Source organism: Pseudoalteromonas sp. A25 (assembly GCF_009176705.1).
Lineage (GTDB): Bacteria > Pseudomonadota > Gammaproteobacteria > Enterobacterales > Alteromonadaceae > Pseudoalteromonas.
In genome coordinates this window covers 1,966,777-1,979,607 of sequence record NZ_AP021846.1, presented here as the reverse complement: position 1 = coordinate 1,979,607, position 12,831 = coordinate 1,966,777, and the positions used below count along the sequence as shown (strand labels likewise).

The following is a 12,831-nucleotide window of genomic DNA, read 5'->3' as shown; positions in this document are numbered from 1 at the left end:
GTGCATTATGGATATTAAGTTTCACAATCGTTTTAGTTTAATACGTCCAGCTATCACACAAGTGCGCCATGCATTAAAACATGTATTAGGGGCGCTTAAAATTAGCGATGATGATATTGACGCCAGTGCGCTGGTAATCACCGAGTATCTAACCAATTTGTTGCGGCACAGCTTTGGCGAAGATCAGTGCATCACTTTGTTAATCGGAGAACGAAACAATGTATATACCGTGCAATTAATTGACAATTTGGAACCGTACAACTTGTTTGAACAAAACAACTCTCAATGGACGATTGAAAGCGAAAGTCTGGCGGAGGGGGGGATGGGTGTTGCACTCATTCGCTACTATTTCCCCGATGCAAGTTACGTTACAAAAGACAATAAAAACTATTTTGCGTTTAACCTTTACAAGGTTAAACGCAAAACAACGCTGTTATATGTTGATGACGATATCACACAGTTGTCTTTAATTGAGGCGTATGTCAAAAGTGACTTTGAGTTTATTCCCTGTCAAAACTGCAGCGACGCATGGCAGATAATAACACAATCTAAAATAGACATACTGTTGCTTGACTATAGATTAAAAAACGACACCTGCGAAACACTTCTTAATCAGTTGGCAAGATCAGACATAAAGGCAAGATTAGCGATACTTATGCTGACGGGTGATAACGATGTAGGTACCATTAAAAAACTCAACCGGTTTGGCATTGATGATTATATCCCTAAACCTGTCACTAAAGAGCGATTATTACTTAACTTAGACAGAGTGTTGAACAAATTAAAAGTGCATCCTGCAACGTCAACTAACCAAATAGAGAATTTCCGTTATGAAATGGGAAACGTTGGCCAAGCACATTTATTTGGTTCCATAACAACAAACTTGGGCGGAGATATTTTTATTCCCCTAGAGTTTCCATACAAAGGGTTTATTATTGCAGACATAATGGGGCATGGGTTATCAGCAAATCAGGTTAGCTATGAAATAAAGGGGTTTATCAGCGGGTTTATTAACAGCTATAGCAACATTGATACGCTTGCTGATGCAATGAACCAAGCCTTGAGCAATGAAAAAATATGCAAAGGAAGTATGCTCACAATGCTTATCGTGTTTTTTGATGCGCAATATATGTATTTTTATAATGCAGGTCACCCTCCACCGATTGCCATTGAAAAAGATGGGAAATTTAGCCCAATGACCGGCATTGGCCCACTCATGGGACTTTCTTGTGAGCATGTCTATGAAAAGTATTGTTACCCGCTAAAAGACATAGCACATCTTATTTTCTATACTGATGGTTGGGTTGATAATTTGGGTTCAACACTCAATGAAGAAAAGCGTATACAAGAATGCCTGCCTGATAACATTAAAAAAGGAGAGGTTTATGCAGAGCAACTTTGGTTAAACTCTCAAGCTAGTTTGTCAAAAGAGTTTGACGATGCGTCATTAATCGTTATTAATTAATAATATAAACAACAAAGGAATATGCGTATGCCGCCGAAGGTGTTAATTGTCGAAGATACTGAATCGTTGGCGCTGATGTATCAGTCATACCTAATCCCTACAGGGATCCAAACTGACATAGCGCATTGCGGGAAAGAAGCGTTGAGCGCTATCGAATCGTTTAACCCAGATCTGATTGTATTAGATGTGATGTTACCAGATATCAATGGATTGGATATTTTATCTCAATTATCAGCTGATAATAAACCGCAGGTGATCGTGCTGACTGGCCACGCAACAAAAGAAATGGCAATAGAGGCAATACGCTTAGGGGCTAGCGACTTTTTAGAAAAACCTGTAGAGGCAGATAGGTTTAGGATCACCATAAATAACACCTTAAAATTAAAAAGCCTTACTCAAGAGGTTGAGAAATATCACAAAACTTATGAGAACGGTAAGTTTTATGACCTTATCGGATCATCAAGAGCAATGCAATCGGTGTATCAAATTATTAATTCTGCAGCCGCTTCCAAAGCAACAGTATTTATTACAGGAGAAAGCGGTACAGGAAAAGAGCTGTGTGCGCGAGCTGTTCATTTAGCGTCTCCTCGAGCGCATAAACCTTTTGTAGCGCTTAATTGTGCAGCTATTCCAAAAGATCTGATTGAGAGTGAAATATTTGGACACTTAAAAGGCGCTTTTACTGGTGCGATTGCAAACCGTGAAGGTGCAGCCGGACAAGCCGATGGTGGCACATTATTTTTAGATGAGTTATGCGAAATGGACATCAATTTGCAAAGCAAACTATTAAGGTTCATTCAAACAGGCTGCTATCAACAAGTAGGAAGCGAAAAAGAAGTTAAAGTGGATGTTCGATTCGTCTGTGCAACTAATCGCGATCCGTTAGCTGAAGTGCAAGCAGGTAGGTTTAGAGAAGATTTGTATTATCGCTTACATGTTATTCCTATTGCGCTACCGCCGCTGAGAGAGCGGGGCAATGATATTGTTGAGATTGCTGATGCATTATTTAGAAAGCTAGCCAAAGAAGAGCGCCATGGCTATACCGGTATGTCAGAGTCGGTTAAACGCGCCTTTTTGGCGTACTCATGGCCTGGCAATGTGAGACAATTAGAAAATACCGTAAGAAATACGTTGGTGTTGAACCAACAAAGTTGGATAGACATAGATATGGTGCCGGATTTACATCGTAATACCGGTGTTGTTACCTCTTCAGAAAACACTTTACAACACAACTCACCGTCTTTTGCAGCTCAACATACACCTGAAGTAAATAAAATCGACAATCAATCTCAATCTTCCGTTCAATCAGTTGGTGATATCGAACCGTTATGGATAGTAGAAAAAAGATACATTGAACATGCAATAAGCCTGTGTGATAACAATATTCCTAAAGCTGCGGCGATGTTAGATGTAAGCCCTTCAACAATTTATCGAAAAATAAAATCTTGGGAAGAAATTGAGGTTCAACATTAAATAGAGTTTTGATAGGCCTGATCCAGTAGCTGCCATTGTTGCTTTCCTGAAAAGCGCTCTTTTATAAGGTTGCGTGCTTGAGATGTTAATACGTCAATGTTTAGGTTGTCACCAAGCTGGTTGAGAACCTCAGAAAATAGAACAACTGAAAAATCTTCGATTAAATACCCTGTCTGTCGATTTACCACTACGTTAGAGATTGCTCCAACATCAGTACTAACCACTAAGACGCCATTGGACATCGCCTCCAGAATTGCCATTGGTAAACCTTCTTGACGTGATGTTACCAAGAGAACATCGATTTGTGGCCATATTTCGTTGCTATTAATAATACCGTGCAATGATAGAGTAGGTGACATATTCATTAGCTCGGTTTTCATTGGGCCATCACCAAATACATGCCAAGAAAAACGCTTATCAGTTGCGAAGGCGTTAGCAATTTGTGCAAACTGATCAGGCCCCTTTTCGTAGGAAAGTCTGCCAACAAACCCCACTTTGAGTACATTTGAACGATTCTTGCGAACGGAATAGGGTTGCGGGGATACAATAAAGTTATCTAATACAGTTGCCTTATCAATTTGAGCCGCAATAACTCGCGACACCGCAAAGTTATAAGATAAAAAACTGAGCCATTTATCGAGTTTGTTATACCACTTAACCTTGCCAAGACCTGTTTCTCCAGCATGATATGTGCTGATGCACGGCTTTGCTAAAAGTTTACAGCACAGCTTGGCTATAACCCCTGCTTTATAGCCGTGAGTATGAATGATTGTATTTGTCTTGAGTTTAGTCAGAGCGCAAAGCATAGACACAATGCTACCACTGAGAAATGAAAATTTAATATTTTCACTCTGCAGCCTTTTATAATAGGGTTGATTATTATGATCTTTGTAAAAAAGCACACTACACTGTACATGATGGCGCGTAAGCAGTTTTGCTAACTCTATGATGTGAGATTCAATCCCCCCGAATCCGGCAGAATCAACAAATAGAATGACGTGATAACTCATAACTTCTCCCAAGGAATCATCGTGATAGATAACAAGATATTTTCCCAATTATGCAATGATGTAGGTGAAGAGCTGGCACTACAGCTTTTGAGTGTATTTGTTACTGAATCGCGAAAACAGATAAACGAACTAAACAGCAGTGAAAACATAGAACTTATCCAACACCTTGCACATAGTTTAAAAAGTAGTAGCCGCAGTTATGGCGCGATTTTATTAGCACAAACCTGTGAGCTAATAGAGATGGCCACAAAACATCAAGAAATTACCCTAAATGAGCTGTCGCCCCTGATTGAAAAAGCAACAGTGTTAAGCGAAGAAGCTTTTTCTGATGCCATAACACTTATTGCAAATAAACATTAAACTTTATCGTTTTTTGGTCAGAAACAACGTTGTAAATACAGACTGAAGTTGCTCAATATTATGTAACTGGCTTTCGCAGTTGTTACTGCAGCTCGCATGATTAGAAATTTTTGCAATCGCTTGCGGTGATAAGCTCATATCACAAAACTTATACCCAACCTGCCTTTGTAACCAGTCAATGATAGAGTGCTCTTTTAACTGCGCAACAACGCTATCTTCTTGTGCTATGTTTTCTACAAATATTTTACATGCCGCTGTATTTTTAAGGGCCTGCGCTATGTTCTCTACAAGCAAGGCTGGCATCACGCTAGAAATTATGCTCCCAGGCCCAATAAGTACGACATCTGCATGATGAATGGCATCGATGGCTCTTTGATCAGCACATACATTGTGAGTAAGGCCAATGTGTTCAGGTAGCTCATTTAATGCATCTATTTCGCATTCGCCAATAACGGTGTCGCCGTTGCGCATCGTTGCGATTAAATCGACTGTTTGATCTGACATTGGGAGAACTGTTTGAGTGTTTCCTAAAATTGCGTTAAATTGAGCAACAGCCTCTGTCGCGCTATCAGTTAGCTGTAATAAGCCAAGTAGCGCTAAATTACCAAGACTATGACCTTCGAGCTCGCCCCCTTTGAAGCGATGTTGAAAAATAGTGTGTAATATCGAGTTATCTCCAGCAAGCTCTAGACAACACCTTCTTATGTCGCCAAGTGCCACGCATTGTTCTGAGGATCTAATCCGACCTGAACTACCACCGTTATCCGTTGTTGCAATAATGGCAGTTAATTCGCTGCTAAGAGGGCTAATCGCTTTTAATACTTGCGCAAGCCCATGACCACCACCCAAACATACTATTTTCATTGAGACAAACCGAAAGTGACTAATGAGAATAAATAAGCATAGACTATTCCAGCACACATTTTTTTATAACTTATTGAAATTAATTTAAAACACTGTTTTTTAAATTGGACCAATATTGAAATGCCCACTATTCTTTGCATTGTGCAAAGCAAATTCAAAGGGGGGTTTATGGCAATCAATAGCTTAATTAGTATTGAACAGTTAGATGTAGCATTAAGCAATATTTGCCATGCAAATAATAATGAGGTGCTTTTCTCACATTTAAAAAAATTGGTAGCACCCTATTTTACTTATCAAGCATGTGTTCTTTTACTCCCTGAAAGTGACGGGTCATATGTAAGTCATAGTCAAAGTGATTGTATCTTTGAGCATACTTATTGGCCTCTTAGCCCTGCTTTTACGCAAGCTAGAATAATGGGAGGCTGCATTGTTGAAACAGCACAAACTGAGTTAGCATTTACCGTGCAAGCAAAAGGCATTACTGAACAGCTCGCTAGTACGCTCATTATTTGTTTAGATGACTCACTAGAAAAAGCCGCGTTTTTATTTACTCAAACCAATTGCTGCGCAGAATTAGAGGCGATATTAGCCGATCCATGTTTACGTTTAGTATTGAAACAACTTTGTGCAAAACTCATCGCTATCGATAGGTTTTCTAATCAAACGGATCATTTCTATGACTTATTGCAGCAGACCTCACTGCAATCAGAATTATTTGCACAACTTGCATCCGAATGGTTTTGGCGTACCGATAAGCACCTAACGTTCACCCAAGTTAGTACGTTTAATGAAGACAACGAGTTTTATAAACAGCATTTTGTTAGTAAATCACTATCAACAATTGGCAACGATAACGAGCACCTGCAACAAAATAAGTGGTCACGGTTTTTACATCTGATGGATCAACACAGTGAATTTTATGATTTTGAATTTGAATTAAACGCCAATAGAACCATTTGGATATCTTTAAGTGGTCGACCACAGTACGATGAAACACATAACTATATCGGCTATATGGGAATAGCAAAAGATATAACATATGCAAAACAGCGCGAGTTGGCTTATAAAAATGCCAAAGAAAAAGCAGAAAGTGCCAACTCAGCAAAATCTCAGTTTTTAGCTGTTATGTCACATGAGATCCGCACACCAATGAATGCGATTTTAGGCATGGTTGAGTTATTGGCAGATACCGAACTCAATTCGCAGCAAAGAGAATGGTTATCTTACGCGCAAAGTAGTGCGACCCTTTTACAAGGCCTGATATCTGATGTGTTGGATTTTTCAAAGATTGAATCAGGTATTCTTGAATTAGATCTAACGCGAGTTGAGCTTAAGCAACAACTAAAGTCTATAGCTGCTCAATTTAGCCTTCGTCAATCAGACTTGCTCAAGTTTGAAGTTAAGATTGATGAGCAGCTGCCTGATTATATATATTCTGACCCGACGCGATTAGGTCAGATTCTATTTAACTTAATTGGTAACGCTTTTAAATATACAAGTTACGGACAAATTACCTTTAGCGCAAAAGTAGAAGGTGAGTTTTTGCATTTGTGTGTGAGTGACACAGGTGTTGGGATCAGTGAATCAGAGCTTGAGTATATATTTGAGCCATTTACCCAAGTTGGCGTTAGCGTAAAACGAAAACAGCAGGGGGTAGGGCTTGGGTTAAGCATCACAAAAAAAATTGTAGAGGCGATGAATGGCAGCATACATTGTCAGAGTAAGCCTAATGAAGGCACTGAATTTAGTGTTAAATTACCCTATGAAAACGTTCAAGAGCAGTTAGATGAATCTTTGCAAATCGAAGGCCTTAGAAAACTTAAAGTTTTGGTGGCAGAAGATAACCCTGCAAACCAGGTCTTGATCAGAGCCTTACTTGAAAAGTTAGGCCACGATGTTACTTTAGCCGACACAGGATCTCAGGCATTAAACAAGGCCAAAGCTGAACAATATGATTTAGTGCTAATGGACATGATGATGCCGGTAATGGATGGATTAACAGCGACGCAATATATGCGAAAAGAAATGGCACTGGATGTGCCAATATTCGCTTTGACGGCCAATGCAGGCCAAGACGATAAGGAAAAGTGCTTAGCCGTCGGTATGAATAAAGTACTTACAAAACCTATACGGTTCAATGTATTGGAAGAAGCCATAGCTTCAATTTTTATTGAATAGGTCGCGTGTGTAAACCTTTTCTCTGACATCTGTCAACTCATCTACAACTCGATTGGCAATGATGACATCACATTTTTTAAACTCATCAAGTGAGTGACACAACGCAAACTCATCACAAAATGGTTTTTTTAATTCAGGTTCGTAAACGGTCACCTTAGTGCCGCTTTCGTATAATAAAGAAATAATATCTAAAATAGCAGACTCTCTGAAATTATCGGAACCTGATTTCATAATTAACCGATATACACCAATGTTTTTTGGACTCTTAGCCAAAATAGTATCTGATATGTAACGCTTTCGTGTCTTATTTGCCGCAACAATAGCGCTTATAATATTACTTGGTACACCCTCAAAATTTGCTAGCAGTTGTTTGGTATCTTTAGGTAAGCAATACCCTCCGTAGCCAAAAGAGGGGTTGTTGTAATGGCTGCCTATTCTAGGGTCTAAACCTACGCCATTAATTATTTGCAGCACATTCAAGTTTTTTATTTCACAATATGTGTCAAGTTCGTTGAAAAAAGCCACTCGCATAGCCAAATATGTGTTTGAGAACAATTTAATTGCTTCAGCTTCTTTACTAAAGGTAAGGAGTACATCTACATCTTGTTTTAGCGCCCCTTGCTTTAGTAAGTTTGCGAAGCGTTGAGCATAGCGAGATAAACTGCCTACGATGATGCGAGAAGGGTATAAATTATCTTGTAGCGCCTGGCCTTCACGCAAAAATTCGGGTGAAAATATAATATCTTCACATTCATATTGTTTTTGCATTCGCTCAGTAAAACCGACAGGTACCGTAGATTTAATAACGATTACAGCCTCACAGTTTAAGTGTTTAACCTGTGCTATCACTGACTCAACGCTTGATGTATCAAAAAAGTTGCTTTGTGGGTCGTAGTCAGTCGGTGTTGCAATAACCACAAATTCAGCGTTTTTGTATGCTAAATGAGGATCTCTTGTGGCAAAAATGGGTTGTGCCAGAGTCTGCAAACATTCGCTGATCTGTTGATCTGCTATCGGAGAAATTTTTTGATTTATCATGTTTACACGCTCTACATCTGTGTCTAACGCGCAAACTTGGTTGTGTTGGGCTAAAAGCAGGGCATTTGCCAGTCCTACATAACCCAGCCCAACAATAGTAATACATGCCATAATTTAACTCGCTTACTAGTGTATGTTAGCAAATAAGCAGCAAAAACTATGCGAATATTTTTATCATATAAATCAATATGTTGATAATTTAATTTCTAAGAGGGGGCAAAAAAGCAATGCACTGGTGCAAAGCGCATTGCAAAATGCGAAATCTAGACGAATCTAAAGCACCATCGCAGCAATCCAACCAAATATGAGAAGCGGAATATTAAAATGAATAAATGTCGGTACAACTGAATCCCAAATATGGTCGTGTTGCCCATCAGCATTTAATCCTGATGTAGGTCCTAGCGTTGAGTCTGACGCAGGTGAGCCAGCATCGCCAAGGGCACCTGCTGTGCCAACCAAGGCAGCAGTTGCCATTACAGAAAAACCAACTTCCATACACAATGGAACAAACAGTGTGGCAATAATTGGCACCGTTGAGAATGAACTACCTATGCCCATTGTGATCAATAGACCGACTAACAAAATCATGGCTGCTGCTAATGGTTTGTTGTCTCCAATAAATTCTGCACAGGTTGATACTAAACTTACAACATCACCTGTTGCTTTCATGACGGATGCAAACCCTTGAGCTGAGATCATGATAAAACCAATCATAGCCATCATTGCAACACCTCGGCTGAAAACATCGGAGCTTTGCTCCCATTTAACAATTCCAAAAACGCTAAACATCATGACGCCAACAAGGCCACCCAAAATCATTGAGCCGCTAATGTTTTGCGCAACCAAAGAGCTTATCACTGCGATTGAACCAATAACCATAACTCTTTTTGGGTTTTCAACTTCTTTTGCTGCAGCCGCCTCTGTGGCTTCATTATGTTTATACTCACGATTTTTTTTATAAGTGAAAAATACTGCGATAACAAGACCTACCAACATGCCCAGCGCAGGGATCACCATTGCCGTAGGTACTTGCGTGTTTACTAATTCCAAACCATTATCTGTGAGGTTCTTATGTAATATTGAATAGAGGTAGATACCACCAAAACCATAGGGAAGTACCATATAAGACGTCGCCAATCCGAACGTTAAAATACAAGCGATTGCACGTCGGTCAAGGGCGAGCGTATTTAATAAAGTAAGTAAAGGTGGGATAAGAATTGGGATAAATGCAATGTGAACAGGGACTAAGTTTTGTGATGCGATAGCGCAACAAAGAATAATCGCCATAATCATATAGCTCAATAGCTTTGTATGCGTGTCGTCGGTTTGCTCAACAACGCTTAGTAACTTTTGAGCGAGTATATGGGTTAACCCAGATTTGGATATCGCTACAGCGAATCCACCCAACATGGCATAACTTAACGCTATCTCAGCGCCACCAGATAAACCACTATTGAATGCATTCATCGTGTCGGTTAACCCCATTCCTGCACTCAAGCCTGCGACCATAGCGCTGACAGTCATTGCTACTATTACGTTAACTCGGGCTAGAGACAGCCCGAGCATTAATATTACGCCTATTATTACTGCATTCATATTTTTCTCTTTGCTTTTGTTTTTATTGAATTTATCAAATTTTTGGCATGAATGTTCTGGTTTTTCCCAAAAGATTTTCCTTGATAGCGGTGTGCTGCAAAATTCGCATAAAACTGTTCTAGCTGCGCACCATATTCTGGAAATTGTTGTTGCAACAGTTCTATAGATTTTTTAGGCGCGGTAGACGCTAAGTCTTGTGATGACAGAGACATTAACTGACGATAAAGACGAATTGCCCTTGGCTCTTTGACTCGATGACTCATCTGAATGTAAAAAAACAAAATGGAAAATATAATACTTAGCAATACAACAGCGACGATACCTGACCATTGCTTAGCATTTTTTCCAAGTAAGTTTTCAAGCATTGAGTTTTGCTTTTGCTGATCAAAGTTTAAAACCCAACGAGTCCATTGATAGTCTAGCTCCTCTAATTTTAACCTAAGCCAATTTATCGCTGGAAAACTAGAAAATGCGGTAAGACTTATCCCTAAATTTGTTTGAAATTCATTCGCCAGTGGTTGGTACTGTGATAGTGAGCCAAGTAATCTTTGCGGTGAAACCCAAGCGGTAGGATCTAAACTTTGCCAACCTTTACCGGGAACAAAATACTCAACCCACGCATGTGCATCATATTGATATACGCTAAAATACCCTTGCTGCTCATTGTATTCAGCCCCTAAATAACCTGATACGAGCCTTGCGGGGATCCCAACGCTTCGCATCATCATTGCAACAGTCGAGGCATAGTGACCACAAAAACCACTTTTATAATCAAACAAGAATTGGTCAATCATATGCTCAGAGGTAGCGGCTTGTGGGGTTAATGTGTAGCTAAATTGCTGGTCAGTAAAATATCGACGCATCAGAGCTATAAACTGTCCTGTGGTATTGGCTTGATTGTCCCATTGCTGTGCTAAAGCGCGAGCTCTGGGATTTAAAGAACCTGGAATAGCAGTGTTGTTACGATATAGCCAGTTGGGCATCTGCGTATTATTATCGGTTATCGATGGGGTAACAATATACTCTAGCGTTGCGTTGAGTTTATCGGTTCTAAATAGCGTGCCAAAGTACGTATTTTTAACGATATTAGTCGGGCTTGATGCTGCACCTAAAGCATACAACCACGGGGCGTTGCTAGGTTGCGCGATAATGCTATAAGAGGGAGCAGCAGGTTGTTTTTTGATACTGATGGCAGTCTTTTGTAAATTAGCTATATGCCATTGCTGGCCATCAAATTCATCGTGAACAATAGCGCGCCAATACAGAGGCGATTGTGCTTGGCGTATATTCTTATTGTTAAATATAGCTCTAAATGCCAATTCATCAGATTGTGATAATTGCGAAATACTAAAAGGGCTTACTGTTTCTGATAAGCCAGTTTTGGCAGTTTGCGGGCCTGGCAATTGCCAAAATGCGGGCAATCTTGGCAAAAATAAAATGAGTAGAGCACTTAGCATGCAGCTAAGTACTATTTTTGACAAAACAAATCGACTCGCAGACTTTGTTGTCTCAATGTTTTGGATTGTTATCATTAATACTAAGTTGAAGCTAAGCATGCCCAATACAAGTAGCGCAACATATAGGCTTTGAGAGAATAAGAACGCACACGGAAAGGTAAAAAAATTGAGCACTAGAACTTGTCGCCACTGCGTAAGTGATTTAGCCTGTAACACCTTGAGTTGGCAAGCTAAGAGCATTAATGCAACGAATACACTCACGGTATTTTTTAGGCCAATCGACATAACGGTAATGGCCATACCAACAATAGCGACCACATTTAGTATGGCATTACGCACATTGCTTTTTTTCTGGAATAATCGCGCGCCATGCCATGCGGCTAAGCCTATCATCAGTGAATTGAAAGCAATACCAAAGTCCGTGATAGGTAACAAAGTTAATATCAAATAACTTGTTGAGAAAAATAATGCATTAGTAGTCACTTAATGCCTCCAAACACCTGATCTTATGGTGCTCCCCGCTCGCAGGGTCAATATCAAGTACACCTAATTTAAAACCATACTTGGTATCTGATGCTTCGGCCTTTAACACTAAATAACACAGCATAGATAAGCGCTCTTCAACGGTGCCTTGTAATTGCTCAAAATCGAATTTAACAGTTACACTAGCGTGTTCTCCTTCATATTCTTTTATCACTAATTGCTGTGATTTAGCGTAATGTTTCCAAGAAATACGGTGTATATTCATTCCTGGCTGATAACCAACCAACTGTTTAAACTCATCGCTAGCAGGTGCTGTTTGTTGAGTGTTTTCTGGCTCATTGGAGTTTACAAATGTGTATAGTGCTTGGTTAGTCTCGATAGGATCTGGATACGCAAAAATTGGTTTATCCGAATATAAATAACTCCATACAGTTACTAATCCAAACGGAAAATGACTGGTAAACTTAAGCTGACCAACATGATATTTACCGCGTTTTAGTCTTAATGGGGCCGTAAATAGCGCCGCTTTATCAATACGCGCAATGTGCAGTGGTTTAACAAAAGCGTTGTTCTCTACAGTAAGGTCTAACAGTTGGCGGTTTGTATGAAGTTCAAATGTAATAGAGGGTGGGGTATTACAATGTGCCGAATTGACTGAAATCAACTTAACACCACTACCACTTACGTTTAAATACCCATAAAGCAATGCAATGATAAGGAGCATTACCATGAGATAAGCAACGGCAAGTAACAGATTGTTTTGATAGTTAATGCCTAATAAAAAGTTCAAGATACTCACACCAATAAAGCCAGTGCCCATGGTTGATGGCAATACATAAATCGTATTGTGCTTAAAGGTTAAAGAATCTGCATTGTGCTTTTTACGAATATAACGTGCAAACATGCC

Annotated in this window: 10 protein-coding genes; 4 read left to right on the top strand and 6 right to left on the bottom strand. The window is 39.6% G+C overall.

Translation table 11 applies throughout. From position 1 onward, the window contains the following. The first annotated feature begins 7 nt into the window (after positions 1-7). Together GDK41_RS08370 and GDK41_RS08365 are read left to right on the top strand one after the other, a co-directional pair. A complete protein-coding gene (locus GDK41_RS08370; protein ID WP_152085980.1) occupies positions 8-1,465 on the top strand; it encodes a SpoIIE family protein phosphatase in 1,458 nt (485 codons plus the stop codon). Between the two features lie 27 nt (positions 1,466-1,492). After that, positions 1,493-2,938 carry a sigma-54-dependent transcriptional regulator gene (locus GDK41_RS08365; protein WP_152085979.1) on the top strand — a complete coding sequence of 482 codons (1,446 nt, stop codon included), beginning with the start codon at positions 1,493-1,495 and terminating at the stop codon, positions 2,936-2,938. On the opposite strand, the gene GDK41_RS08360 is transcribed toward GDK41_RS08365, so the two are convergent. Continuing rightward, complete coding sequence (locus GDK41_RS08360; RefSeq protein ID WP_152085978.1) at positions 2,935-3,948, bottom strand: glycosyltransferase family 4 protein; 1,014 nt, start codon at positions 3,946-3,948, stop codon at positions 2,935-2,937. The genes GDK41_RS08365 and GDK41_RS08360 overlap by 4 nt on opposite strands. A gap of 21 nt (positions 3,949-3,969) precedes the next feature. On the opposite strand from GDK41_RS08360, the gene GDK41_RS08355 reads away from it, so the two are divergent. Then, positions 3,970-4,308 carry an Hpt domain-containing protein gene (locus GDK41_RS08355; RefSeq protein WP_172971581.1) on the top strand — a complete coding sequence of 113 codons (339 nt, stop codon included), beginning with the start codon at positions 3,970-3,972 and terminating at the stop codon, positions 4,306-4,308. Between the two features lie 3 nt (positions 4,309-4,311). Here the strand turns inward: GDK41_RS08355 and GDK41_RS08350 are convergent, their stop codons facing one another. Next, on the bottom strand, positions 4,312-5,172 hold the full coding sequence (locus GDK41_RS08350) for a gluconeogenesis factor YvcK family protein (protein ID WP_152085976.1): 861 nt from the start codon (positions 5,170-5,172) through the stop codon (positions 4,312-4,314). 168 nt (positions 5,173-5,340) lie between these two features. Between GDK41_RS08350 and GDK41_RS08345 the strand changes: the two genes are divergently transcribed. Next, positions 5,341-7,350 (top strand): ATP-binding protein, encoded by a 2,010-nt coding sequence (locus GDK41_RS08345; RefSeq protein WP_172971580.1) that lies wholly within the window; start codon positions 5,341-5,343, stop codon positions 7,348-7,350. Here GDK41_RS08345 and GDK41_RS08340 read toward each other — a convergent pair. The 4 genes from GDK41_RS08340 to GDK41_RS08325 form a co-directional block, all read right to left on the bottom strand. Beyond that, entirely contained in the window at positions 7,333-8,499 is a 1,167-nt protein-coding gene (locus GDK41_RS08340) for a nucleotide sugar dehydrogenase (RefSeq protein WP_152085974.1), read from the bottom strand. The genes GDK41_RS08345 and GDK41_RS08340 overlap by 18 nt on opposite strands. Positions 8,500-8,661: 162 nt before the next feature. Continuing rightward, positions 8,662-9,984: a Na+/H+ antiporter family protein gene (locus GDK41_RS08335; protein WP_152085973.1), complete on the bottom strand. Its 1,323-nt coding sequence runs from the start codon at positions 9,982-9,984 to the stop codon at positions 8,662-8,664. Further along, complete coding sequence (locus GDK41_RS08330) at positions 9,981-11,924, bottom strand: transglutaminase family protein (RefSeq protein WP_152085972.1); 1,944 nt, start codon at positions 11,922-11,924, stop codon at positions 9,981-9,983. Before GDK41_RS08330 ends, GDK41_RS08335 begins: the two co-directional genes overlap by 4 nt. Then, positions 11,914-12,828, bottom strand: coding sequence for a DUF58 domain-containing protein (locus tag GDK41_RS08325; protein ID WP_172971579.1), 915 nt, complete (start codon positions 12,826-12,828; stop codon positions 11,914-11,916). The genes GDK41_RS08330 and GDK41_RS08325 overlap by 11 nt, the downstream gene beginning before the upstream one ends. Positions 12,829-12,831 lie beyond the last annotated feature (3 nt).